Source organism: Paenibacillus sp. NFR01, assembly GCF_900111565.1.
Lineage (GTDB): Bacteria > Bacillota > Bacilli > Paenibacillales > Paenibacillaceae > Paenibacillus_AQ.
In genome coordinates, this window is sequence record NZ_FOIK01000001.1 from 96,511 (window position 1) to 121,787 (window position 25,277).

The 25,277-nt window shown below is 56.7% G+C and carries 20 protein-coding genes; 13 read left to right on the forward strand and 7 right to left on the reverse strand.

Translation table 11 applies throughout. The features are described from left to right. Positions 1–100 precede the first annotated feature (100 nt). The 3 genes from BMW84_RS00435 to BMW84_RS00445 form a co-directional block, all read right to left on the reverse strand. Positions 101–1,786, reverse strand: a complete 1,686-nt coding sequence (locus BMW84_RS00435; protein WP_091063202.1) for a COG1361 family protein — start codon at positions 1,784–1,786, stop codon at positions 101–103. Next, positions 1,783–8,499: a DUF7507 domain-containing protein gene (locus BMW84_RS00440; protein ID WP_091067851.1), complete on the reverse strand. Its 6,717-nt coding sequence runs from the start codon at positions 8,497–8,499 to the stop codon at positions 1,783–1,785. Before BMW84_RS00440 ends, BMW84_RS00435 begins: the two co-directional genes overlap by 4 nt. A 138-nt stretch (positions 8,500–8,637) precedes the next feature. After that, complete coding sequence (locus tag BMW84_RS00445; RefSeq protein ID WP_091063204.1) at positions 8,638–9,291, reverse strand: methyltransferase domain-containing protein; 654 nt, start codon at positions 9,289–9,291, stop codon at positions 8,638–8,640. 137 nt (positions 9,292–9,428) lie between these two features. On the opposite strand from BMW84_RS00445, the gene BMW84_RS00450 reads away from it, so the two are divergent. Both BMW84_RS00450 and BMW84_RS00455 read left to right on the forward strand, forming a co-directional pair. Continuing rightward, a complete protein-coding gene (locus BMW84_RS00450; RefSeq protein WP_091063206.1) occupies positions 9,429–11,024 on the forward strand; it encodes an amidohydrolase in 1,596 nt (531 codons plus the stop codon). Positions 11,025–11,159: 135 nt separating this feature from the next. After that, positions 11,160–12,050, forward strand: a complete 891-nt coding sequence (locus BMW84_RS00455; protein ID WP_091063208.1) for a hypothetical protein — start codon at positions 11,160–11,162, stop codon at positions 12,048–12,050. Between the two features lie 21 nt (positions 12,051–12,071). Here the strand turns inward: BMW84_RS00455 and BMW84_RS00460 are convergent, their stop codons facing one another. Further along, positions 12,072–12,473 carry a hypothetical protein gene (locus BMW84_RS00460; RefSeq protein WP_091063211.1) on the reverse strand — a complete coding sequence of 134 codons (402 nt, stop codon included), beginning with the start codon at positions 12,471–12,473 and terminating at the stop codon, positions 12,072–12,074. A gap of 164 nt (positions 12,474–12,637) precedes the next feature. Here BMW84_RS00460 and BMW84_RS00465 point away from each other — a divergent pair, with 164 nt between their 5' ends. Then, positions 12,638–13,021, forward strand: coding sequence for a DUF423 domain-containing protein (locus tag BMW84_RS00465; RefSeq protein ID WP_091063214.1), 384 nt, complete (start codon positions 12,638–12,640; stop codon positions 13,019–13,021). 68 nt (positions 13,022–13,089) lie between these two features. Here the strand turns inward: BMW84_RS00465 and BMW84_RS00470 are convergent, their stop codons facing one another. Further along, a complete protein-coding gene (locus BMW84_RS00470) occupies positions 13,090–13,593 on the reverse strand; it encodes a hypothetical protein (RefSeq protein ID WP_091063217.1) in 504 nt (167 codons plus the stop codon). A 197-nt stretch (positions 13,594–13,790) separates the two neighbouring features. Between BMW84_RS00470 and BMW84_RS00475 the strand changes: the two genes are divergently transcribed. The 9 genes from BMW84_RS00475 (at position 13,791) to BMW84_RS00515 (ending at position 21,703) form a co-directional block, all read left to right on the forward strand. Continuing rightward, positions 13,791–14,093, forward strand: coding sequence for a YunC family protein (locus tag BMW84_RS00475; protein ID WP_091063220.1), 303 nt, complete (start codon positions 13,791–13,793; stop codon positions 14,091–14,093). Positions 14,094–14,313: 220 nt separating this feature from the next. Further along, positions 14,314–14,775, forward strand: a complete 462-nt coding sequence (locus BMW84_RS00480) for a Dps family protein (protein WP_091063222.1) — start codon at positions 14,314–14,316, stop codon at positions 14,773–14,775. A 324-nt stretch (positions 14,776–15,099) separates the two neighbouring features. Further along, entirely contained in the window at positions 15,100–15,882 is a 783-nt protein-coding gene (gene sufC, locus BMW84_RS00485) for a Fe-S cluster assembly ATPase SufC (RefSeq protein WP_091063224.1), read from the forward strand. Positions 15,883–15,910: 28 nt separating this feature from the next. Continuing rightward, a complete protein-coding gene (sufD, locus tag BMW84_RS00490) occupies positions 15,911–17,212 on the forward strand; it encodes a Fe-S cluster assembly protein SufD (RefSeq protein WP_091063227.1) in 1,302 nt (433 codons plus the stop codon). After that, positions 17,209–18,435, forward strand: a complete 1,227-nt coding sequence (locus BMW84_RS00495) for a cysteine desulfurase (protein WP_175498625.1) — start codon at positions 17,209–17,211, stop codon at positions 18,433–18,435. Before sufD ends, BMW84_RS00495 begins: the two co-directional genes overlap by 4 nt. Beyond that, positions 18,422–18,856: a Fe-S cluster assembly sulfur transfer protein SufU gene (gene sufU, locus BMW84_RS00500; protein WP_091063228.1), complete on the forward strand. Its 435-nt coding sequence runs from the start codon at positions 18,422–18,424 to the stop codon at positions 18,854–18,856. Before BMW84_RS00495 ends, sufU begins: the two co-directional genes overlap by 14 nt. Before the next feature lie 21 nt (positions 18,857–18,877). Then, complete coding sequence (gene sufB, locus BMW84_RS00505) at positions 18,878–20,275, forward strand: Fe-S cluster assembly protein SufB (RefSeq protein WP_091063231.1); 1,398 nt, start codon at positions 18,878–18,880, stop codon at positions 20,273–20,275. Positions 20,276–20,579: 304 nt separating this feature from the next. Then, the gene (locus BMW84_RS00510; RefSeq protein ID WP_091063233.1) at positions 20,580–21,152 is read left to right on the forward strand and encodes a YdhK family protein; all 573 of its coding nucleotides are present in this window, start codon (positions 20,580–20,582) and stop codon (positions 21,150–21,152) included. Between the two features lie 14 nt (positions 21,153–21,166). Further along, positions 21,167–21,703 (forward strand): dihydrofolate reductase family protein, encoded by a 537-nt coding sequence (locus BMW84_RS00515; protein WP_217646107.1) that lies wholly within the window; start codon positions 21,167–21,169, stop codon positions 21,701–21,703. An 80-nt stretch (positions 21,704–21,783) separates the two neighbouring features. Here the strand turns inward: BMW84_RS00515 and BMW84_RS00520 are convergent, their stop codons facing one another. Then, the gene (locus tag BMW84_RS00520; RefSeq protein ID WP_091063237.1) at positions 21,784–22,827 is read right to left on the reverse strand and encodes an HD-GYP domain-containing protein; all 1,044 of its coding nucleotides are present in this window, start codon (positions 22,825–22,827) and stop codon (positions 21,784–21,786) included. Positions 22,828–22,892: 65 nt separating this feature from the next. Then, on the reverse strand, positions 22,893–23,621 hold the full coding sequence (gene moaD / locus BMW84_RS00525) for a molybdopterin converting factor subunit 1 (protein WP_091063240.1): 729 nt from the start codon (positions 23,619–23,621) through the stop codon (positions 22,893–22,895). A gap of 146 nt (positions 23,622–23,767) precedes the next feature. Here moaD and BMW84_RS00530 point away from each other — a divergent pair, with 146 nt between their 5' ends. Further along, complete coding sequence (locus BMW84_RS00530) at positions 23,768–25,222, forward strand: bifunctional metallophosphatase/5'-nucleotidase (protein WP_091063242.1); 1,455 nt, start codon at positions 23,768–23,770, stop codon at positions 25,220–25,222. Positions 25,223–25,277: the final 55 nt, after the last annotated feature.

The following is a 25,277-nucleotide window of genomic DNA, read 5'->3' on the forward strand; positions in this document are numbered from 1 at the left end:
GAATATGAACCGATCAAAGCGGGTGCAGAACTTCGGATGCTGTAACTAAAGTATATTCAGGGGGAGGGGGGATATGTGAAGAAGTCGGGACTTCCACCTTTTATTCGCTGAATTCTTCGATTTGAATCTGATAGCTGTTCGAACGGGCTTCGCCGGAATATTTACGCGTATCCAGGGCGAACGTGTAGAGTGCGTTACAGTAACCAGTAATGATATGGCCGAGGTAATCGACATTCACCTTGACGTAGTAGGAGATTGTAGCCGATTCACCGGGGGCCAGCGTTCCAAGCTGCACCGCTCCGCTGTATGGCACGCCGTGGCTGCCCAAGGTACTGACATAGACCAGATCCGGATCCAGTATCGTTGCCGGGGGAATGATCCGGATGACCGATACTTCAGCCGGGGTATTGCCGCTGTTATGCACGGTGATGCGGAAGCCGACGATGCCTCCGGTCTCCACGATGGGCGGATCATTGGCGATCTCGACCGTGATGACAGGCGAGAAGAGCTGCGTCATCACGAGATTCGACGATTCCGATTGCCGGACATTTCGCCCGTCCGGCAGCAAAAAGGTATATTGAATGCTGCCCTGATTGCTGATCGCGGGCAAAGTGCGGATATCGGTGAACGCAGGGATGGAGACCAGAAATCGAACGATGACGCGTTCCCCGGCCCGGATCGTACCCAGCGGAATGCCGTCACCCGGGCGGATGCCCTTCCGCGGAACGCCGTTTACGGTGATGCTGTCCCACACGAACAGCGTGCCGGACGGAATGGCATCGATCAGTATCGCATCAACGGCTAGATTACCGTCGTTGATTACGTTGAATTCATAACGCAGATTGTCGCCGGGAACAGCCTTCGTCAAGTCGGTACGCAAACGGATTGTAAAGCCGGGAGACACCACGTTTATTTCTGCCAGGTTGCTTGTTGTCGCATACTTCTCGTCACCCTCCCCGTATGAGGTAACGGCTTTTGTACCAAGCACCGGTGAAGGCGGAGCCAACGTCACCCTGGCCCTGAAGGAGATCGATAGGCTTGCACCCGGCACCAGCGCGCCGAGCGGAATGCCGATGGCCGGATCATCGCCCGGCACGTACATGTTGCCGACGATGACGCTGCCGGGAATAAAAGCGGCGCCTTCGGGAAGCGGAATCCTGGCCAGCAGGCCGGATAATGTCCGTGCCCCTTCATTGCGTAGCTGCAGCGTATAAGTAATGACATCTCCGACAAAGGTTGTATTTGTATTAGCGCTTAAAAAACTCGACAGCAAGTACGCCGCCAGTGAGACCTTGGATACATTCGATGAGACCTCGCCTTGAACCTCGCGGCCTTCGGGCGTGACGAAAGCATAGCGGGCCGTCGCCTGGTTCTGCAGTTCAAGCGATGCGGGCAGCGAGACGACGATGACCTGGAACGAGATGTTGACCTGGGTTCCCGGCGCAATTGGGCCGAGGGGAATGCCCGAAGACGGAGTGACCCCCGGAAGGGGCACTCCGTCTCTGAGCACGCTGTTGGCGATAAACGAAACCCCCTGCGGAAGCGGATCGATCAGCGTAGCTTCTCCTGCAACATTGCCGTTGTTTCGTACGGAGATCTTGTAAACCAGGGTGTCGCCAAGGGAGACGCTGATCGCACTTGCGGTTTTGAAGACGGACAGAACCGGACTCACGACAGAAGTATTAACGGTATTGGAGAAGGCGATCGCGTCAGTACCCGCTGCGGAGCTGTAGAGCACCCTGGATTGATTCTTTACCACCGGTCCGGAGCGCGATACGGGAGTCATATCGAGATTACCTGAACCTGGAAGGTAACGGTTGACGAGGCGCCTGCAGCAATGGAGCCGATGACGATACCCGCCGCCGGGTTCGCAGCCGGACGGAATACGCCGTCCACCGACACGCTGCCGATCACAAACTGGCTGCCGGCAGGAATCGGATCCACCAGCAGGACGTTGCTGACCGTCACGATGCCGTTGTTGGTCACGACGATCGTGTACGTAATCAGGTCGCCGACGACCGCGTCGATCGCCGAGGTGCTTTTGACGACCGAGACATCCGGCGACGATACCGGGATCACCAGCGTGTTCGATAAGGACGATCCGCTCAGGAGGCGTCCATCCGGCGGCGTAAACGTGAAGGTGGCTCCGGCCTGGTTGACGAGCTGCTGCGGAGACGGAAGCGAAGCCACTGTAACCTGCAGCGAAACTGTGACCTGAACCGTGGCTCCGGGGGCCACGGTGCCGATGTTGATGCCGGAAGCCGGATCGGCGCCGGGCTGGGGCACGCCGTTCACGAGGACGCTGTTCGGTACGAAGACGGCGCCAGGCGGAATCGCGTCGGTGACCGTTACGGTGGCCGCCAGGTTGCCGGCGTTCGTGACGTTTAGGAAGTAGGTTACGGTATCCCCTACAGTCGCATTAGCCGTATCCGCGCTCTTGACGACGTTGATGAGCGGCTGGTACACCGGTGTGACGAGTGCGTTCGAGAAGGCTGCACCGGAGAAGGCGCCGGATGTAAAGCTGACCGAAGCCTGGTTATTCAGGCTGGCCGGCACCGGCAGCTCATTGACGTGAATATTGAAGGTTACCAGTACCGATGCGCCCGGGGCGATCGTACCGAGCGCTACGCCTGCCGCCGGGTTGGCCCCAGGCACCGGCACTCCGTCAACGGCGACGCTTCCGGTTACAAAATTCGTACCCGCCGGGATGATATCGCTCAGCACGACATTATTGACCGGCGCAATGCCCGCATTGGCCACAGTGATGCTGTACGGGACGGTATCGCCGACGACGGCATCGATGACCGACGTTGTTTTGGTCACAACGACATCCGGCGAGGATACCGGAATCCGATTCACGTTGGATGAAATCGTCTGATTGAAGGTGCGGCCGTCAGGCAGCGTGTAGGCGGAGGAAATGACCGCTTGGTTGGACAACTGCTGGCTGGCCGGCAGCGAAACGATCACCACCGAGTACGTCACGGTAACCGTGGCTCCGGCAGCGATGGTGCCAAGCGGCACGCCCGTTGCCGGATCGGCCCCCGGCACCGGCGAACCGCCGATCAGAACGCTGTTCGGCACCAGCGTCGAGCCGGCAGGAATCGTATCGGATAGCGTAGCGGTTGCCGGATAGTTGCCGGTGTTGCTGACCACTACCGTGTAGGTCACCGTATCGCCTACGGTCGCATTGGCGGTATTGCCGGTTTTGACTGCCGTAAGAATCGGCACGTAATCCGGTGTAACGGAAATATTAGAGAAAGCTACGTTGGAGCTTGCACCGGAGGTGAAGCTGACCGAAGACTGGTTGGTGATGCCTCCGTTTCCGGTCAAAGCCGTCACGAGCACCTGGAACGTCACGGTTACGGAAGCGCCCGGCGCGATGTTGCCGACGGTGACGCCGGTTGCCGGCGAAACGGATGGGCGCGGCACGCCGTCGACCGTTACGCTTCCCGTGACAAAGACGGTACCGGACGGCAGGGCATCGGTGAATACGACATTGTTGACGGCAGCGATACCGTTATTGGTCAGAACGACGGAATACGCAATCGTGTCGCCCACGGTCGTGGCTGTCGTCGCCGTCGACTTGACGACCCCGAGATTCGGGTTCGATACCGGAATGGTAACGGTGTTGGACAGTGCGGAACCGCTAAGCGTCCGCCCGTCGGACAAGGTGAAGCTGTAACCCGCCGTACCTTGGTTAACCAGAAACTGCGGCGTCGGCAGCGAGGTAATGACCACCGAGAAGGTAACGGTTACTGTACCTCCTGCCGCAATGGTTCCGGCGGCAATGCCGGTAACCGGATCGGCCGCCGGCAGCGGCAAGCCGTTCACGAGCACGCTGTTCGGCACAAAGGTAGTGCCGGCAGGGATATTATCCGTCACGGTAAGCGTGGCCGGATAGTTCCCGGTGTTGGTGATGGTCAGGGTATAGCTGACGGTATCGCCGACGGTGGCGTTTGAGGTGCTCGCGGATTTGACGACGGCGATGTCCGGCTGGGAGACCGGAACCGAGACCGGATTGGAAAAAACAGAGCCGGAAAAGACTCCGGAGGTATAGGTGACGGTAGCCTGGTTGTCAATCGAGGCATCCGCCGGAACGGAGGTAACGGTCACACTGTACGTGACGGTGGCCGAAGCGCCGGAAGCCAGCGTACCCAGTGAAATGCCGGTGGCCGGATTCGAGGACGGAAACGATACGCCGTTGACAAACACGCTGCCCGCCACGAAAGCGGAACCGCCGGGCGTCGGGTCTGTCAGGATGACGCTGTTTACCGGATCCGTCCCGCTATTCGTGACATTGACGGTATAAGCGATCGTATCGCCGAGCGCGGCGGCCTTGGACGGCGTGCTCTTCACCACGGTTACGTTCGGTGCCGATACCGTGATAGTAACCGTATTGGACAACGCGGAGCCGGTTAAGGTGCGGCCATCCGGCGGCGTATACGTAAAGGTGGTCGTCGCCTGATTGACCAGCTGCTGCGGCGTGGGCAGCGAGACGATAAATACGCTGAAGCTGACCGTGACGCTTGCGCCCGCAGCCACCGTTCCCACCGGAATGCCGGTGTCCGGAGAAACGCCGGGAACCGGGAATCCGCCAACAATGACGCTGTTCGGATCAAAGGTCGTTCCGGCAGGAATGTTGTCCGTAAGCGTCACGTTTGCCGCCAAATTGCCGGTGTTGCTGACTACGATGGAGTAGGCGATCGTGTCGCCGACCGTTGCGTTCAGATCGCTTGCGCTTTTGACAAGCGAGATCTGCGGCTGGGTCACCGGGGTCGTCGTCACATTGGATGTGGATGAGCCGGAGAACACCCCGGACGTAAAGCTGACGGTTGACTGGTTGTTAATCTGTGAAGGAATCGGCATGGTTATCACCACCTCAAAGGTTACGGCAACTGAAGCCCCGGGGGCCAGACTGCCGATTTGAATGCCGGCGGACGGAACGGCCAGCGGCTGGGTGATGCCGCGGACGGTTACGCTGCCGGGTACAAAAGCTGCATTGGCAGGCAAGGGATCGCTGAAAATGATGTTTGTGACGTTAGCGATTCCGGTGTTGGTCAGCACCGAGGTAAACGTGAGGGTGTCCCCGGTGACGGCGTCGATGGCGTTTACGCTTTTGACGACGCTGATGTTCGGCGCGGATACAGGAACGGAGATCGTATTGGATGCCGTGTTTGCTCCAAGCTGCCGCCCGTCGGGCAGCGTGAAGGTGAAGGAGGCGGCCGCCGAGTTCACGAGCTGCTGGTTGGGCGGCAGGCTGACGACGGTGACGACAAAGCTGATCATCACGCTGTCGCCCGGCGCGAGCGGGCCGACCGGAATGCCGGTTGCCGGACTGTAGCCGGGCAGCGGGGTGCCCCCCACAATGACGCTGTTGGTTTCGAATACGGCCTGCGGCGGCAAAAGATCCGTCAGATTGAGCTGTGCCGCAATATTTCCCGTATTGCTCGCCTGAATCATGAACGTGACGGAGCCGCCGACGGATGCCTGGGCGACATTTGTGCTTTTCACCAAAGCGATAACCGGTATGAAGAGCGAGGTAGAGACGGTGTTCGACAATGCGGTGCCGCTGAAGCTTCCGGCGGTAAACGATGCGCTGGCCTGGTTGGCGAGCTGCGCCGGCGAAGGCAGGAAAGCGGCGTTGACGAGAAACGATACTGTGGTTGTTGCTCCTGCCGCAAGGGGGCCAAGCGCGATCCCTGCATTCGGATTGGCGGAGCCGGCAGGCGATCCGTTGATCGTTACGCTGCCGGCAACAAAGTTGCCGCCGTTTGGAATACTGTCGGAGAGTACGACATTGCTCACGGCTACGCCGCTGGGGTTGCTGACCGCGATCGTATACGTAATGTTTTCGCCGATGGCGGCCGACGTCCGGTTCGTCGTTTTGGCCAAGGTAATATTCGGCGCAGATACCGGCAGGCTCAGCGTATTGGAGACGCTGCTGCCGGCCAAAGACCGTCCGCTTGGCAGCTGGTACGTGTATGCGGCGCTCCCCTGGTCGGTTAAAACGGCGGGTGATGGCAGCGATTGTACCGCCGTCTGGAAAGTGACGGGGACCGTGACCCCCGGCGCGATGGAGCCCAGCGCGATGCCGCCGGTCGGCGTGTCGCCGGGCCGGTTGACGCCGTTCACCGTCACGCTGCCCGGCACAAAGGCCGAGCCGGCCGGGATATTGTCCGTCAGCGTTACGACGGCTGCAAGGTTCCCTGTATTCTGTACCTGCAAGGTGTAGACGATATTCCCGCCCACCGTTGCGCTGGAGACATTGGCGCTTTTGGCAATGGCGATGACGGGCTGGTATACCGGTGTCGCAATGGAATTCGACTGGCTGATTCCGGTAAAGGTTCCCGAACTGTACGATACGGAAGACCGGTTGGACAGCTGTCCCCCGGCAGGCACGGACCCGACGCTGACCTGAAAGGTAACTGCGATGCTGCTTCCTGCCGGGATCGCCCCGACATTGATGCCCGTTGCCGGATTGGCGGTCAGCCTGGGAGTCCCGCCGACAGATACGCTCCCGGCAACAAAGGTGCTTCCAGCCGGAATCGGATCGGAAAAGATGACACTGGTAATCGGCACGATGCCGTTGTTGCTGATGACCGAAGTGTAAGTCAGCGTATCCCCCACGGCGGCATCGGACAGGTTGGCCGTTTTGGCGACTGTGACATTCGGCAACGCGACCGGGAGAGTCAGCGTATTGGACGCGGCCGATCCGGACACGGTCCGTCCGTCCGGCACGACATACGTATAAGCGGCGGTCGCCTGATCAACCAGCTGCGGCGGCGACGGCAGGCTGTTCACGACGATCTGAAACTGCACCGTCGAGCTGCCGCCTGCAGCAATGGTACCGATGGCAATTCCGGCGGCGGGATTGCCCGCAACCGGCGTTCCGTTGACGGTGAATGAGCCGGGCACATAAGTGCTGCCTGCCGGAATGTTATCCGTCAGGGTGGTGACGGCCCCGATGTTGCCGGTATTCGAAATCTGCAGCGTATAGGTAATGGTGTCGCCTACGGTAGCATTGGCGATATTGGAGCTCTTGACGATGCCGAGAACAGGCGAATACACCGGAAGCGTAACGGTGTTGGACGGAATAACCCCGCTGATGGTCGAACCGCCGGCAACGCTTTGAAAGGTAAAAGCGGCGCTGGCCGTATTGGGAACCGTCTGCGAGCCCGGCAGCGAAGAGATCCGGGCCTGGTATGTAACCGTGATGGAGGTGCCAAGCGCCAGCGAGCCGAGCGGGACGCCTGTAGTTACGTCCGCGGTAGGCCTGGATACGCCGGCAACGACAACGCTTCCCGTAACGAAGGTCAACCCGGCCGCAAGCGGGTCGGATAATACCACGCTGGCGGCGCTGGCCGTTCCGGTATTGCTGACGTTAACGGTGTACGTAACCGTATCGCCGACGATGGTTCCGGCGACGTTGGAGCTTTTGGTCACATTGATTTTAGGCGCATTGATGTCCACCTGAATGGCATTTCCGTTGACAACGTAGGCATCGCCGGAGGTGGTGAGCGTGAGCACGGCGGAGGACTGGTTGTTGACCAGCCTTGCCGAAACGTCGACATTGGTAATGTCCCAGCCCTGTCTGCCGCCGACAATGTTGGAACCGGGGCTGCCGTTGGTCTGGTTGCGGTTGCCGAACGTGCCCGTCGTATTCAGGTTGCCCGCATCATTGTTGATCTGGGAGGCGAAAAAGTTATTGGCAAAGTTGTTTGGACCCGACAATGCCGCTTGCGTCGCGGAGGTCGGACCAAACAGCGCCTGATCCCCTGAACGGTTGGCGTCGCCTTCCTGCGCGCTGAACAGGATGCGTCCGCCAAGCGTACCGGTGACCGGGGTGGCGAAGCCGGTTATTGTCGTCACTACGGGGGCGGAGGAGGCCTGCACCAAGACTGCACCTGCACGCAGGGACATGTTGCGGAACGGCAGCGAAGGATTGGAGTAAATGACGCCCAGCGTCCAGCCGGCATGGTTTGCGGTTGAATCGCCGGTAATGACGATCGTGCCGACGACGCCTCCCACCGTATAGGTCCCGGCACCGCCGGCCGCCACAAGGCTGGTGACATTAGCCGAACGTACATAGGCGGAAGCGCCGTTGCCAAGATCGACGCTATTGGCGGTCGCAGAATCGGGCGTAACGGAGCTTGTACCTGCAGGGGTCGTAAAGGTAACCGGATTATTAATCGCCGAGCTGAGATTGACATTGCCGTTGATGTAGGATCCGCCCCAAATCAACTCGGCATAGATGACAGTGCTGCCGGCGGGAAGAACAAGTATCGCCGATGCACTGTTGCTTTGATAGGCGCTTGTCGTTCCGGCAGGGTAGGTCCCAAAGGTGGAGGAGGTATTGATTGTGCTGAATGCACCGATACTGTCCTGGGTTCCGGGGACGCCGGAGGTATCCGAACGGCTCAGGCCGAGCGTGTTCCCTGTAAAGGTGATGGCTCCGGTTGCATTGACTGTGGACCGAACGACGAGTGGAATGATTATCACCTCCTTGCGGGTGAATGATAGCATGGCGAATAACGAAAAAAAGCAGACCATCCCCTGCAAAAGGACGATGTGCTGTCTTTCTTGTGCTATATTAGCCTATGACGGGGGATGGCGTTTCTTGTTTGTCCGCCGATTTATTTAACGAAGATCGTGCATTCCCTGCATGTACTGGACGAGACGGCGGCGCTCATGCAGCGATTTTGGCTCGGGATGCAGCTTTTGGCTTAAGGCCTCCAGCTCTTGGGGCGAGATTTCCTGTTTGACGACGGCAAAATGGTACATGATCTCGTGCACCACATTGGCCTGCAAGGTCTTGAGCACTTCCAGCTCCTCGGCTTCGTACAGTGCTTCATTAAACGGATATCGATAAAACAGCTCCATCCGCAAAAGCCGGAAGTCAAAGGGCGGCGTCGGCGCCGGATAATCGGGGATTTCGGGGGATATCGCGGTATTCCGCGGCTGATAGAACCGGCCGGTTAAATACCTTGGGGTGTATTCATCGAATTTCTGTTTGAAAAAAGGGTTCGAGAGATGCGGAAAGCTGTGCGCGTATGGGGCGAGAATGCAGACTACGCCTTTATGAATGCTGATCCGGTAGATTTCGGCCATTGCGCGCATCAGATCCCCGACATAGGGCAGCACCCGGCTGGCCATGACGAATTCGGCACTGTCATCCGGCAGCGGAATGCCTTCCTCAATATCGCAGACCAGATCGACGCCCGGATAGAGCATGCGGTCGATTCCGAAATAACCGGGCTCTTTGCTTGTGCCGCAGCCGATATCGATTCTCAAGGAAATCACTCCTTCGGAAGAAAAATAAGGCTCTTCACCATCATATTAAATCCGCGGGTTCATGCTTCCGGCGCTTGCCTACCGCAGGCAATAAACCGGAGCCCATGCCTTTGCGGGTATAGAAGGAGGCGCAGGAAATGCGCAATGTATTGTTTATCAACGGAAAAATAGACGGAGGCGCGGGCAGGGCGGCAGATGCCGTATATGCGGAAAATGGAGTCATCGCCGCGGTCGGACCGCGCAGCGAGCTGATGCTTGCGCTCAGCGGCAAAACCTATGAGGTCGTCGATTTCGACGGCGCCCGGGTCCTGCCCGGCCTCGTCGATGCGCATGTCCATCTCGGCATGACGGGCATGAAGCTCGATATGCTGGATTTTACCGGGATGACCTCCAAGGCGGAGATGCTGCGCGCGATTTCGGAACGGGCACAGGCCACGGCGCCCGGAGAATGGATTCTCGGCCTGAACTGGAATGAAAATGAGTTTACGCCGGCCGCTGCGCCGGATATACATGAGCTCGATGCCGCAGCGCCGTTGCATCCTGTGTTTCTGACGCGCACCTGCTTCCATGCGTTCCTCGGCAACAGCGAGGCGTTCCGGCGGGCCGGCGTGACCGAAAACACGCCGGATTTCGCCTCCGGCGCGTACGGGCGCGGACCGGACGGCGCTTTGAACGGGTGGATCTATGAGGATGCCTCCGCCCCCTTTGCTGCGGTGCAACCCACGCCGGATTACGCGCAGAAGAAAAACGCGCTGCGCCGCGGCATTGCCCATGCGCTGTCGCTCGGGCTGACAGCCGTCCATACCGAGGACCTGCGCCTGCTCGGCGATATCGGCACCATGCTGCGCCTGCACCGGGAGCTGCGCGAGGAAGGGGTGCTCTTCCGCACCCACCAGCTGCTGTTTCATTCGGCGCTGCCGGAGCTTGCGGAGTTGGGACTGGCCGCCGGCAGCGGCGATGAATGGCTGCGGCTCGGCGCGGTCAAGCTGTTCTCCGACGGTGCCATCGGCGGCCGCACCGCGCTTTTGGAGCTGCCTTACAGCGACGCTCCGGAGACGCGCGGGATCGCCATCCATACGCAGGAAGAACTGAACGGCATCGTTGCCGCCGCACGCCGGCTGGAGTATCCGGTGGCGGTGCATGCCATCGGCGATGCGGCGGCCCGGATGACGCTGGCTGCCATGCGCAGCGTTCCGCTGCAGCATTCGGCGGCGCTGCCGGACCGTTTCATCCACGCTCAGGTGCTGGACGCCGGACTGGTGGAGGAGATGAAGGCGCTCCGGCTGATCGCGGACATCCAGCCGCGGTTTGTCGCCAGCGACTTCCCTTGGGTGCTGGAGCGGGTCGGCCCGCAGCGGACAAGCCATCTGTACGCATGGAAAAAGCTGCTCGCGGCCGGCATTCCATGCGCCGGCGGCAGCGACGCGCCGATTGAGCCGCTCAGCCCGTTCCTCGGGCTGCACGCGGCGGTGACGCGGCGCAAGCCGGGGGAGACCCACCCCGGCTACTTGCCGCAAGAGAAGCTGAGCCTTCGCGAGGCGCTCGGGCTCTTCACGACCGGCAGCGCAGCGGCTGCCGGCGAATCCCGGGAGCGCGGCGCCATCGCTCCCGGCATGCGGGCGGATTTCACGGCCATCGACCGTGAAATCGCGGACGGCGACCCGGAGGCGCTGCTCCGGGTCAAAGTGCGCATGACCGTTGTCAACGGTCATGTCGCCTACCGTGCAGGCTGAGCCGGCCTGCACCTTCCGCGCCGCCGGTTAGCAACCTTATTAACGGGTATATCGTTAATAAGGTAGCGGCGACCGGCCGGCCCCATCGCGGCTGCCGGGCACGCCGCAACAATGACGTGAAGGAGGCTGTTCAAGATGAAACTGCATCGGGTTTTGCCGAAAATTACGGCCGCCGGTTTGCTTATCCTGCTATCCGCCTGCAGCGGCGGAGATGGTGGAAATGTTCCTGCTTCGGCGGCGCCTTCGCCTTCGGCTGCCGCTCCAACGGCAACGGCGACACCGCAGCCGAGCCCATCGCCGGCTAGCGAGGATACGATTGCCGGAACCGGAGTTTACGTCGGGCAGATTGATGCCCATTCCGTCGAAATCGAAACCGAAGAAGGCCCGGTGGCTTTTGAATTAGGCCCTGGCCTGGAGGCGATTCCGGAAACGCTTGAAATGAAGGATAAGGTCAATATCGAATATGTAGAGAAACAGGTAGACGGGGATCCGTCCGTCGTGCAGCGCGTGCTTTTCAAGCTGGAGAAGGCGGAAGATTCCGGCGCGCTCGCGCCGGAGGCATCGCCGCCTGCGCCAACGAAGACGTTTAAGCTGTCGATTGAGGGGATGGAGGAGGAGAAAACCGCGACCTTGTACACGGCTGCGGACTATGATCTGTACGTCTTTGACATCTTTACGTTTGACCCGCAAAAAGGCCGGCTGGCGATGAAGGTGGATCCTGGATATTATGCCGATATTGTCAGACTTCCGGAAGGATACGATTTAGAGGAGCAGCGGAAGCTGGGAAATGAGGCGCTGGCAGCCACAGGAAAGATCACCGAGCTGGACGAAAACGAACGAAGCCGTCGCCTGGGCGACGTGATGCTGTACCTCACGGCGACCGGCGACGGCTTGACCCGGCAGTTTATGGTGAAAGAGGTGGACGGCCATGGATATGCCGTCACCTTGAATATTCCTCAGCGGGAAGCATCCGAGGGTTTCGGCCCGCATGTGTTCGCTTCGCTGGGATCGCTCATAAACCGGTAGGGCCCGGGGCGCCGTTATCGTTTATGCGGCCCCCGCGTTGACCAGGATCGAGGCAATCAACAGCATGAACAGCAGAAGTATAACACCGTTGACAATCGTGCCGATCGCCGCGAAAATTTTGCGGGTATGCCGACGCGTCAAGCCCAGAATGCCGATAACGCCTCCGACAATGTTGACGGCAACCAGGATCAGCACGGACAACCCGAGCAGCATGATGGATTCAGCGGAGCCTGTGGCATTGTTGTTGTCGTTCAGAATGGATGCTGTGCGCAGTCCTACGGTCCCGAACGAAATGAGGTATCCGATAACCGTGAGGATCGCGATGACGAATGAGGCAATGCCTAAGGCCGAATGGCGTTTATCGTACTTGTTCAGCGATTCTTCGTGGACGGCCGGGGAATCGGCTTCGGTATGGCGGTTCATAAGGAACACTCCTTGTGCAGTATAATCATTTGGGATATGTATCTCCACTTTTTCACAAATTCCCGGTAAATGCAAGCTTGTCCAAATATCCGGGATACCGCTGGATTTAATGCACCTCATTACGTTAATATTATATAGAAGCAAAGCGACAAGGAGTGTATCGGATGCAGCGAAGACTGATGGCTTGGGGAGCAATTCTGGCAATGCTGTCTGTGGCGTTCGGCGCGTTTGGCGCGCATATGCTGAAGGACGCAATCAGCGAAGAGGATTTGCAGGTGTATCAGACCGGAGTGCATTATCACATGATCCATGCCCTCGGCCTGATCCTGATCGCGCTGGTAATCGGTCAATGGGGCGAGTCCCCCCGGCTGAAATGGGCGGGCCGGCTGCTGTGCCTAGGAATTATTTTGTTCTCCGGCAGCTTGTATGCCTTAAGCCTGAGCGGCATATCCGTCCTCGGCGCAATTACCCCGCTGGGCGGCGTTTGTTTTCTGGCCGGCTGGCTCTGCCTGGCATGGGAAGCCCTGTCCCGCGGCCAAAAGGCCTAAGGCCGCAAACAAGCCCCCTCTCCGCGTAACGGAGAGGAGGCTTGCATTTTGCAGGGACAGTTAACCTTTTACATAAATTCGTCAATTTCATTAAGCTTCAAGGTATAGACCTGCTTCTCATCGACATGGTAAACGCTAAGGTTGCCTGTTTGCTCGTCAAAATTTAAAATACGGCATGGCATAGATACCTGCTTGCCCTGGCGGTTCATACGTAGACGCACAAGCTTATTATCCCGGATATACTCCCTGATCTTTCCAAATGCATCTGCCGGGTTGCTGATGGCAGGCTTGCGCGCGGAAGGGGGGGCGGGCTTGGAGGCTGGCTGCTGTGCAGGCTGCGGCTGCGGTGGAGCAGAGGCTTCCTGCAATAGTGCGAGTTTGGCGGAGCGCAGCAGCGTATCGATCGTTCTGCCCAGCTCCAATCCGGAATTGATGTTGAAATCTGTAACTTTATCATTGTTGTTCAACATTTCCAGCATGTACTGCATGGCAAGCGGGTTGGTCCGGGCATTAATCAAGATGTCGACATTAAAAAGATAATTGCCGTCGGTATGTTGTAATTTTTTGTCCATAGATCCCCCAGCTCATTAAACAATTCATTCAATTTCTTTAATAATATCATTAATGAACTGAGAATTATATAGCGGATTCTGGAAACTCGGGACTGAATACCCTCTGCTTTTATCATCCTGCAGGACCATCGTCCACACCTCTACCGGGGTGAACGCATACACTTACAACGTGTATTGTGAATAAAGGAGGGGGACAATTGGTTACCTTAGAACCTGTTCAGGTGGGCGGCCATACGCTGGTCGGCGTGGAAGTGAAGCTGCCGAAGACAACGCTTTTGTCGATCAGCACGGAGAAAGGCTACATTATGTGCGGGGCGCTCGATGTAGGGCTGCTCAACGCTACGCTCGCGGACCGTCGCATCATCGCAGGCCGGGCCGTCGGCGTCCGTACGCTTCCGCAGCTGCTTGCGGCACCGCTCGAATCTGTTACTTTGGAAGCAGAGAAGCTGGGTATTGTTCCCGGCATGACCGGTGCAGAAGCCCTGCTGCTTATGTTATAAGTCTAAGTAAGTGCCAGGGCACTTCGGGCCGAAGCTGGCCGTGCGGATTTCCTTGAATGTTCCGGGACCTGCGGGTCCCTTTTGTGTATCTTTTGTGTACTGGCCTTGATGCTGTTTCGCCCGAAGGGGCGGCGGGTAAAATACAGTTGTGCGCGTGAACCGGCCGGGGATATTACGGACAAGCTTCCGGCTAATCTATGGACAAGGAAGGGATCTATTTATGGCTAAAACATCCAATAAAGTTGATACTACCTCACTGGAACAGGTTCTGAACCGCGAGGTTGCCAACCTGAACATACTGTACGTTAAGCTTCACAATTTTCACTGGTATGTGAAAGGCGAGCAATTCTTTTCCCTGCATATCAAATTTGAAGAGCTTTACGACGATGTTACACTCAAAATGGATGAGGTAGCGGAACGTCTGCTCAGCATCAAGGGAACCCCGGCGGCAACGATGAAGGAATACCTGGAAATCAGCACGATTCAGGAAGCCACCGGCAAAGAAGATACCCGCGGCATGGTGCAGGCGCTGATCGAAGATTTTGCGACCGTATCCGAAGAATTGACGGAAGGCATTGAACTGGCGGAGAAAGTCAGCGATCAGCCAACGGCCGACCTGTTTATCAAGATTCGCAGCGATCTCGAAAAACACCAATGGATGCTTCGCTCGTTCCTCGGTTAAACCGTCATCCCGAAGCATGATGAATCCAACCATTAAAGCCTCCGGACGGAGGCTTTATTTATTTTTCAGGCCGGCGGTGAGACAAAAATGCGGTTATATCTGTCTAGACGCGGATTGTGCCTGCATGAAGACTGAAAACGGCGTTTGAAAAAAAGGCCCTGTTGTAATAAAATTAGTGAGAATCATTGATAATCACTCTGATTCAATTTATAATTATTTTAAAATGATATACAATATAATTATGCCTAAGCCGACAATCAGGGACACCCTGTAATAATACAACGTTCTGATTTCGCAAATTGACAAGTGGAGGGAATAACGAATATGGCAGCTGAATTTGTCATTGATGGACTGAAGGCAACAATTGAAGGAAAGGAAATTCTCAAAGGCATTAACCTTCAAATGAAGGGCGGAGAGATCCATGCGATCATGGGACCTAACGGAACCGGGAAAAGTACGCTTGCATCCGCACTGATGGGGCACCCGAAGTATGAAGTTACCGAAGGAACTGCCGTACTGGAAGGCGAAGACCTGCTGGAGATGTCGGTAGACGAACGTGCCCGCGCCGGCCTGTTCCTGGCAATGCAATATCCAAGCGAGATTAGCGGCGTTACGAATTCCGACTTTTTGCGCAGCGCCATCAACGCCCGCCGCGAAGAGGGCCAAGAGATTTCCCTGATCCGCTTTATCCGCCTGATGGAAGGCAAGATGAAAGAGCTGGAGATGAATCCTGAATTCCTCCACCGTTATCTGAATGAAGGCTTCTCCGGCGGGGAGAAGAAACGCAACGAAATCCTGCAGATGATGATGCTCGATCCGAAGATCGTCATCCTTGACGAAATTGACTCCGGCCTGGACATCGATGCCCTTAAAATCGTTGCCGCCGGCGTGAACTCCATGCGCAGTCCGGAACGCGGTTTCCTTGTTATTACCCACTATCAGCGCCTGCTGAATTATATTAAACCTGATTTCGTGCATGTCATGATGCAAGGCAGAATCGTCAAATCCGGCGGTCCGGAGCTTGCAGAGCGCCTGGAAGCGGAAGGTTACGAATGGGTTAAAGAAGAACTCGGCATTGAAGATGAGACTGTAGGACAAGAAGCTTAAGAGGCGCCAAGGAAGGAGGAAACCACTTATGACGACGCAAACCATTCTTCCGGTGGACGCCGGAACGCTCGGCGAATTTTCGCGGCAGAGCGGCGAGCCGGGTTGGCTTACCGATAACCGTCTCCAAGCGCTGGAGCTTGCGGCCGGCCTCGACCTGCCGAAGCTGGAGAAGACCCGGATCGACCGCTGGAACGTGAACACCTATGGAAGCCATAAAGAAAGCACGAAGTTTGCGGCCTTGGGTGAAGCCCCGGCTGCCATTCAGTCGCTGATTAACGGACAGGAAGAAGGCAACCTGCTCATCCAGCGCAATTCGGGTGCCGTATATGCCCGCCTGGCGCCGGAGCTAGCAGCTCAAGGCGTAATCTTTACCGATTTGCAGACTGCCGCAAAGGAACATGGCGATCTTGTGCAGCGTTATCTGCACAAAGCGGTTCTGCCTGGAGAACATTCCCTGGCAGCACTGCATGCGGCGCTCTGGAGCGGCGGTGTTTTCCTTTATGTACCGAAAAATGTAGTCATCGATACCCCTCTGCAAGCAGTACTTTTGACTGACGATGCAGAAGCGGCATTCGTTCCCCATATTTTGATCGTGGCGGATACCAACAGCTCCGTAACGTACGTGGACAATTATGTGTCCGACAAAAACGAAGCCGGCCTGCACAACGGCGCGGTGGAAGTATTCGTCGGCGCCGGCGCCAAGGTTCGTTATGCGACGGTTCACCAGTTCGGCGCTGATACGACGGATGTTACCTATCGCCGCGCCGTTGTCGACAATGACGGAATCATCGAATGGATCGTCGGCGAAATGAACTACGGCGATACGGCCAGCGATACCAAATCCGTGCTGAAAGGCAACGGATCCAGCTCGGATGCCAAAGTTATCGCGGTCGGTACAGGTTCGCAAAAACTGAACTACACAACCCAGGCGCAGCATTTCGGCAAAAGCACGCCGAGCGACATGATCACCCGCGCCGTCATGCGCGATGCGGCGACCTCGATCATTAACGGAATTACGAAGATCGAGAAAGGCGCCACACGGGCCGACGGCCAGCAAACGGAGAAAGTGCTGATGCTTAGCCCGAAAGCTCGCGGGGATGCCAATCCGATCCTGCTTATCGACGAAGACGATGTAACCGCAGGCCATGCCGCTTCCGTAGGACAGGTCAATCAGGAACAAATCTATTACCTCATGTCCCGGGGGATTTCACGGCATGACGCGGAAAAACTGATCATATACGGCTTCCTTGCGCCAGTAGTGTCGCAAATTCCACTGGAGGGACTGCGTAATCAGCTCCAATCTCTCGTGGAAAGGAAGTTAGGTCAATGATAAATCCATCCATCCGGGAAGAGTTTCCCATTCTTCATCAGTCGGTGAACGGCCATCCGCTGATTTATCTCGACAATGCCGCGACTTCACAGAAACCGCGAAAGGTAATCGATGCGGTCAAGAAATATTACGAGTGGGACAATTCCAACGTACACCGCGGGGTGCACACCTTAGGCAGCCGGGCAACCGACGCTTATGAAGGCGCCCGCGAGAAGGTGGCCAAGTTTATCGGGGCGCGCAGTACGAAAGAGATTATCTTCACGCGCGGCACGACGACGGCGCTCAATCTTGTCGCTTCGTCCTACGGCCCGGCCAATGTAGGCGAAGGCGACGAGATTGTCATCACCCAACTCGAGCATCACAGCAATTTCATTCCGTGGCAGCAGCTGGCGAAGCGTACGGGCGCTACTTTGAAGTTCATCCCGCTGCAAAAAGACGGCTCCGTCTCGGTCGAGGCTGCAGAGCAGACGATTACGGATAAAACGAAAATCGTCGCTATCGCTTATGTCTCGAACGTTATGGGCGTCACCAATCCGGTGAAGGAAATCGCAGCTATCGCGCACCGTAACGGCGCCGTCATTGTCGTGGACGGCGCGCAAAGCACACCGCACATGAAAGTAGACATGCAGGATCTGGATTGCGATTTCTACGCGCTCTCCGGCCATAAAATGCTTGCACCTACCGGTATCGGAGCACTCTACGGCAAGAAAGCTTTGCTGGAGGCGATGGAGCCGGTTGAATTCGGCGGCGAAATGATCGACGATGTCGGACTTTACGATTCCACCTGGAAAGAGCTTCCGTGGAAATTCGAAGGCGGTACGCCGATTATCGCCGGCGCGGTTGGCCTCGGAGCGGCGATCGACTTCCTACAGGAAGTCGGATTGGATGAAATCCACCGCCACGAAGCCGAGCTGGCCGCTTACGCGGAGCAGCGTTTATCCGAAGTGGAGGGCCTCTCGATCTACGGTCCGCGCAATCGTTCGGTGGGTCTCGTAACCTTTAATCTCGGCGATGTGCATCCGCATGACGTCGCTACCGTGCTGGACGCGCAAGGTATTGCCATCCGGGCCGGACATCACTGCTGCCAGCCGCTGATGCGTTGGTTGGAGGTCAGTTCGACCGCCCGGGCAAGCTTCTACCTGTACAATTCGCAGCAGGAAGTGGACGCTTTGGTCGATGCACTAATCAAGGCAAAGGAGTATTTCGCCTATGAACTTGGATGACCTGTACAGACGCGTAATCATGGATCACTATAAAAACCCGCGCAACCGCGGCTCCTTCGGGGACGATGCGCTGAAGATCGAGCTGAATAACCCGACCTGCGGCGACCGCATCACCCTTCAGCTTAAAGTGGAGGACGGCGTGGTCAAGGATGCCCGCTACAGCGGGGACGGCTGCTCGATCAGCATGTCTTCGGCTTCGATGATGACCGAAGCGGTGAAGGGCCAGACGGTTGAGCACGCGCTTGAGCTGGCTGACCGTTTCTCGTCGCTCATGAAAGGCGATCCTGTCGATTTTGAGGAATATGAAGATATCGAAGCCCTGTCGGGCGTGAATAAATTTCCGGCGCGCATCAAATGCGCGACACTGGCGTGGAATGCCTTGCGCAAAGGCATCGGCGATGAGGAACATCAACATCATTAGTTTATAAGGAGGCTGAACCCCATGGCGAAAAAAGCGCCTGAAATGGAGGAATACCAGTACGGATTCCGCGATGAGCACAAGTCGATCTTTCAGTCCGGCAAAGGACTTACGCCAGAAATCGTGAGAGAGATTTCCGCGATCAAAAACGAGCCGGAATGGATGCTGGAGTTCCGCCTCAAAGCACTGGAGCAGTTCCGTAAAATGCCTATGCCGAAATGGGGAGGCAATCTCGACGAGCTTGATTTCGACGACATCCAGTATTATGTAAGACCTTCCGAGAAGCAAGGGAAAACCTGGGAAGAGGTTCCTGCCGAAATTAAGGAAACCTTCGACAAGCTGGGCATTCCGGAAGCTGAGCAGAAGTTCCTGGCCGGCGTCTCCGCGCAATATGAATCCGAAGTCGTGTACCATAGCATGCAGAAGACCCTTGAGGATCAAGGCGTCATCTTCACGGATACCGACACCGCGCTGCGCGAGCATCCGGAGCTGTTCAAGAAGTTCTTTGGTACGATCATTCCTCCGACGGACAACAAGTTTGCCGCGCTCAACAGTGCGGTATGGTCCGGCGGCAGCTTTATCTATGTGCCGAAGGGCGTCAAATGCGAGGTTCCGCTGCAAGCGTACTTCCGGATCAACTCCGAGAACATGGGGCAGTTCGAACGTACGTTGATTCTGGCGGATGAAGACAGCTTCGTGCATTACGTGGAAGGCTGTACCGCTCCGATTTACAGCACGAATTCGCTGCACAGCGCCGTCGTTGAAATTTTGTGCATGAAAAATGCGCGTGTCCGCTACACCACCATCCAGAACTGGGCGCCGAACATCTACAACCTCGTCACCAAACGCGCGGTTGCCGAAGAGGGCGCGAACATGGAATGGGTCGATGGCAACATCGGCTCCAAGCTGACCATGAAATATCCGGCGGTTGTCCTTAAAGGCCGCGGAGCGAAAGGCTCCGTACTTTCGATTGCCGTGGCAGGCAAAGGCCAGCATCAGGATGCAGGCGCGAAGATGATTCACCTGGCTCCGGATACGACCTCGACCATCGTGTCCAAGTCGATCAGTAAGCACGGCGGCAAAGTGACTTACCGCGGTCTGGCTTCCTTCGGCCGTCAGGCGGAAGGCGCCAAAGCGAACATCAAATGCGATACGCTGATTCTCGACAATGAGTCGACGTCGGATACGATCCCGTACAACGAGATCATGAACGATAACATCGTGCTCGAACATGAAGCGACGGTATCGAAAGTATCCGAAGAGCAGCTCTTCTACCTGATGAGCCGCGGTCTCTCCGAAGCGGAAGCGACGCAGATGATCGTCATGGGCTTCATTGAGCCGTTTACGAAGGAACTGCCGATGGAATATGCTGTAGAGATGAACAGATTGATCAAATTCGAGATGGAGGGCAGTATCGGCTAACCTGCGACAGGTCCGGTATCCCTCAACTTATATGGACGTGTCCGCAGGCTTGGCAGGGAATGCCGTAGCCGGCGGGCACGTTTTTTCATCCGAATGGGACAAGAAACATTAAACTCCGGCGGCTAATATGTTAGATATTGGACGAAAAAGCAAAATCCTTGCGCTGCCTGCAAATTTGTTCATGTCTCCGCCATTTCTGGCTGCGATTTTTAGTTCAGGCGCCCTTGCAACGCTCCCGTTTGTGTTACACTTTAATCGGTAATACTTTTGAGGTAGACACCGACTTGGACAGGAGTGTTACTTTATGAAGACAATTAAGCTGTTGCTTCCGCTCGCAGCGATTGTGCTGCTCAGCATCATCGCCACCGCATGCGCCAGCAGCGGAGCCGATAAAGGAGATACGTCAGGCAGAGTCGGATCGGTCGCTTCGGCTGCCGAAGCAGCGAATGAAGCTGCGCCGGCCACCCGGCCGCCAGGACCGGCACCGGCAGAGCATCCGGAGTTTGCGGTAGGCAGCAGAGCCTATCTGACTGCTGAGCATGTACCGGGGATGAAAGGGGCGCTCGCGACGATCGCCAGCGCATACGATACGGTTGTGTATTCGGTCTCTTATTTGCCTTCCGGCGGCGGCAAACGGATTACCGACCATAAATGGATCATTCAGGAAGAGATTAAAGGCGCGGGTAAAGCGGTTTATGAGCCCGGCGCAGAGGTTACCCTGCTGGCCGATCACATGACGGGGATGCGCGGTGTAACGGCCATTATCGATTCGGCAGAGCGCACAACCGTTTATATGGTTAATTACACGCCGGTGAATGGCGGCAAAAGAGTCCATGATTATAAATGGGTTACGGAAAGCGAGCTGTCGGCCGAATGACGAGGAAATTGATTGTGTCCGAATTCATGGCGCTAGACGGCGTGATGGAGAATCCGCAATGGACTTTTCCTTATGGCTCCGAAGAGCAGGAGCGCTTCAAGTATGAGGAGCTGAGGAATGCCGACGCGCTGCTGCTTGGACGGGTAACCTATGAGGGATTTGCTGCCGCCTGGCCGAACATGCTGGAACAGACCGGAGAATACGGGCAGTGGATGAACGGATATCCGAAATATGTTGTTTCGAATACGCTAAGCGATCTTGCTTGGACCCGCTCCACGCTCCTTCAAGGCGATCTGCAAGCAGAAATTGCCAAGCTTAAAGCCCTACCGGGCAAGGACATTCTCGTCTTTGGCAGCTGTACGCTCGTGCAATCGCTGATCAACCTTGGACTGGTGGATGAATACCGGCTGATGGTCTTTCCGCTGCTGGCCGGCGGCGGCAAGCGGCTGTTCGGCGACAGCCTGGGGAAGACGGAGCTGAAGCTGATTGAGACCAAGCGTTTTTCTTCCGGCGTGGTTGTTGCCACATATGTTCCTGCCGGCGAACAGTAAGGCATGCATAGCACACGAATATAAAAAGGGAACCTCTCAGCCGAAGGCTGGCAGGTTCCCTTTTTAATTACGATTCTATGCTATTCCATATAAATCTCGACGACCGCGACCTTGCGCTCGCGCGATAAATCGAGGAAACGGCCTTCGCTCTGTACGAGCGGACGGAATACGTCCAGAGGATTATTCATAATAATGACGCCCATGTCGCCTGTACTCAGCAGTACGCGTTTGCCGATAAAGTTCGGCATCAGATGCTGGATGAAGCTTTGCACCAATTTGCCGCTCAGCTTGCCGAAGCTCAAGGTATTGATCTCGCGCAAGACGGTGATCAGCTCCTGTTTCGACTGATAGACGCGGTGAGACGTCATCGCGCTGTAAATGTCGGCAACCGCCGCAATTTGGGCATAAGGGTGAATGTTCTCTTTGATCAAGCCGTGGGGATAACCGGAACCGTCCTCGCGTTCATGATGCTGAAGGGCGACAAGCGCGGTGTTCATATCATCCATGGAATTGCGGATTATTTCATAGCCGTAGGTGGTATGCAGCTTCACCTCCGCAAACTCCGCCTCCGTCAATTTGGCCGGTTTATTCAGAATGGCCGGGTTGATGCGGCATTTGCCGATGTCGATCAAATATCCGGCGCGTCCGATCTCGTAGCATTCTTTTTTGGAATATCCAAGCCATAGTGCGATAAAATAAGATAACATCCCCACTTGCAAAGAGTGGTTGTATGTATAGTCGTCTTCCCGATCCAGCAGCAAGAGCAGCGTGACGACGTCTTTGTGCTTGTCAAGCGAATCGAGCGTAGGCTGAAGAATGTCGTCGACTACCGTTTGGTTGAAGCTTCCTTTTGTTAAGGCTTCCATAAACACGGATTCCAAACCCTCGATGCTGGTGTCAAAGTTCTCGGTAACCGTCTGGATGATCGAGACCCTGCTGGAAGGCTGAGGAGGTTCGATTCTGGCTTCTTCAATGTCGACGTATTCGACGTCATGCTGCACCAATCGGCGGATGTCTTCCGGCTGCAGCATTGAGCCTTTGGGCAGTACATGCAGTCCGCGCGAGCTGAAGGCGTCCATCCGCAGGCAATCACCCGGTTTTAGATCCCTAACGTGTACTCTCAATCAGGATGCCACCTTACTATTGCGATTTTTTCCAGCATAGCAACAAAGCCGGAATTATTCAATGGTTATTGATGTCCGTTCCGCTCGGTGGGATAAGCGGCAGCATGCGGGTCGGCGCCCAGCCATGTTTCGCCGGACTCGCCGATGTCTTTTTTCCAGATGGGAACGGATTTCTTGAGCTCTTCAATCGCGTATCGGCTGGCTTCATAACAAACGTCACGGTGCGCGGCGGATACGGCAATGATTACGCTGGCTTCTTTCAGCCCCACAAGGCCTATCCGATGCGCAATGGCGCAGCGGGCATCCCATTGGCGGGATACATTGTCTCCGATCTCCTGCAGCTTGTCAAGAGCCATGGGGATGTATGCTTCGTAATGAAGCGCGCTCGTTCTCACGCCGGCGGTCATTTCCCTCGTGGTCCCGACAAAAAGCAGCGAGGCGCCGTGGTCGGCGCCCAGCACCTTATCCAGCATCGCCTCACCGTTTAGCGGGCTCTCGGTAATCCGAAATCTCCCGTCCGCACTCTCTGCTTCACTGCTTGTAGGTTCGCCGCCGGATACCGGCGGAATCAATGCCACCTCGGATTGACCCGTGATGACGGTGTCTTCGGGCGCATATTCCCGGTCAACGGCGACCATCGATACTTGAATCTGCGAGGCGGCAGCCGGGTAGGAGGCGGACAGAAGCGCCTTCAATTCGCCCGCGGTGACGGAAGTTTCATTAATAGGAAAGCGGATAGCAGAAGAGCCTATTGCTTCAGCCAATCCGGCAAACAACCGGATGGTAATCTGCATGTTAAAATCACCTCGGGATCATGTCCAATTTGTCTCTAATATACCATAATGGCCTTGAAAATGTTATGCTATGCTTTGCAGGATTGATAACTTCGACATCATTTTCACTACGCTACAGATCCGATTTACAGGAAGGAGCAAGGAGGATGGAACCGGCACCGCTCTCGTTGACCGTACTGCATACCAATGACATACATAGCCATTTTGAAATGATGAGCCCGCTCGCGGCGGAAATCGGGCGCCTCCGGAAAGCTGCCGGGGATGAGCCTGTGCTCCTGGTGGACATCGGCGATCATATGGACCGAGCCGCCGTGGAGACGGAAGGCAGCATGGGCCAGGCGAATATCGATATCATGAATCTTACGGGCTATGAAGCCATCACCATCGGCAATAACGAAGGGCTGACGTTTACACAGGAACAGCTTGCAGCCGTCTTCTCCGGCATTCAATGTCCTGTGATATGCTGCAATATGCTCGAATCCGCAACCGGGGAGCCGCCGGCATGGATGAAGAAACGGATGATCCTTGAAAAAGACGGCATCAAAATCGGGATTACCGGCGCTACGGCGGCGTTTACTCCCTTTTATGCGCTGCTCGGATGGGATGCGCTCGAGCCGGAGCAGGCCCTGCGTGAGCAGTGCGAATGGCTTGCGCAGGAAGCCGATCTCGTTATCGTTTTGTCCCACCTGGGCTTGCCGGCCGATAAACAGCTGGCTGAGCGGCTGGAGGGTGTTCACGCGATCCTGGGCGGACATACCCATCATGTGCTGGAGGAGCCGCTTCTGATTGCCGGGACGGCCGTATGCGGAGCGGGCAAATTCGGCCGTTATCTCGGGCGGTTGCGTTTCGAGCGGAGCGGGCCTTCTGAGGGTTTCCGCTATGCAGGCGGGGAGTGTCTTGCCGTGAATCCTGAACTAAACGAGGACACCGTTGCGCCCGCTGCGGCGCTTCATCTGGCGCACAGCCGCGAGGCGCTTGCGGAGACGGTCGCGATTACCGACCGGGCACTCCCGCTTGACGTCCACGGCGAATCGGTCTTCGGCAATCTGCTGGCGCAGGCGGTGCGCCGGTTTTCCGGCACAGACCTGTCGCTGGTCAATACCGGTCAGCTGCTGGGAACATTGCCGGCCGGCAAGATCAGTGCCGGAATGCTGCACGGTCTCTGCCCTTCGCCGATTAACCCGTGCATCGTGAAGCTGAGCGGGAAGGCGATTCGCGCCGCGCTTCGGCAGAGCCTCAGCACCGAATTCCAGGATAAAGCCATTTATGGCTATGGCTTCCGCGGGAATACATTGGGCAGCTTGGCCATCGACGGCGTAAACGTCTTGTACGACGCCGCACATTTAAATTATGATAGTTGTATTGAGGCCTATGTGCTTGGCGAACCGCTGAATGACGACAAAGTATACAACGTCGGTACGCTTGATATGTTTACTTTTCATGCCGGTTATGAAAGCCTGGCGGGCGACGGGGACGCCGTATTTTTGCTCCCTCATTTCCTGCGCGATTTGCTACGGATGGAGCTGCAGCGTCCGGGCAGCCTCGACGAGGCCGAGGGTAAGCGTTGGGAGATGAAGGGGGGATCGAGGGACGAGCGATAGCGCTCGCCCTTTGCTCCCTGTTTTTACCGCATCCCGCAAGTGCGGCCGGATCCGG

Excerpts from the sequence above, each read along its gene's own strand:
- BMW84_RS00435 (WP_091063202.1), bottom strand. The coding sequence starts at position 1,786 with ATGACTCCCGTATCGCGCTCCGGACCGGTGGTAAAGAATCAATCCAGG.
- BMW84_RS00450 (WP_091063206.1), top strand. The coding sequence starts at position 9,429 with ATGCGCAATGTATTGTTTATCAACGGAAAAATAGACGGAGGCGCGGGC.
- BMW84_RS00455 (WP_091063208.1), top strand. The coding sequence starts at position 11,160 with ATGAAACTGCATCGGGTTTTGCCGAAAATTACGGCCGCCGGTTTGCTT.
- BMW84_RS00460 (WP_091063211.1), bottom strand. The coding sequence starts at position 12,473 with ATGAACCGCCATACCGAAGCCGATTCCCCGGCCGTCCACGAAGAATCG.
- BMW84_RS00465 (WP_091063214.1), top strand. The coding sequence starts at position 12,638 with ATGCAGCGAAGACTGATGGCTTGGGGAGCAATTCTGGCAATGCTGTCT.
- BMW84_RS00470 (WP_091063217.1), bottom strand. The coding sequence starts at position 13,593 with ATGGACAAAAAATTACAACATACCGACGGCAATTATCTTTTTAATGTC.
- BMW84_RS00480 (WP_091063222.1), top strand. The coding sequence starts at position 14,314 with ATGGCTAAAACATCCAATAAAGTTGATACTACCTCACTGGAACAGGTT.
- sufC (WP_091063224.1), top strand. The coding sequence starts at position 15,100 with ATGGCAGCTGAATTTGTCATTGATGGACTGAAGGCAACAATTGAAGGA.
- sufD (WP_091063227.1), top strand. The coding sequence starts at position 15,911 with ATGACGACGCAAACCATTCTTCCGGTGGACGCCGGAACGCTCGGCGAA.
- BMW84_RS00495 (WP_175498625.1), top strand. The coding sequence starts at position 17,209 with ATGATAAATCCATCCATCCGGGAAGAGTTTCCCATTCTTCATCAGTCG.
- sufU (WP_091063228.1), top strand. The coding sequence starts at position 18,422 with ATGAACTTGGATGACCTGTACAGACGCGTAATCATGGATCACTATAAA.
- sufB (WP_091063231.1), top strand. The coding sequence starts at position 18,878 with ATGGCGAAAAAAGCGCCTGAAATGGAGGAATACCAGTACGGATTCCGC.
- BMW84_RS00510 (WP_091063233.1), top strand. The coding sequence starts at position 20,580 with ATGAAGACAATTAAGCTGTTGCTTCCGCTCGCAGCGATTGTGCTGCTC.
- moaD (WP_091063240.1), bottom strand. The coding sequence starts at position 23,621 with ATGCAGATTACCATCCGGTTGTTTGCCGGATTGGCTGAAGCAATAGGC.
- BMW84_RS00530 (WP_091063242.1), top strand. The coding sequence starts at position 23,768 with ATGGAACCGGCACCGCTCTCGTTGACCGTACTGCATACCAATGACATA.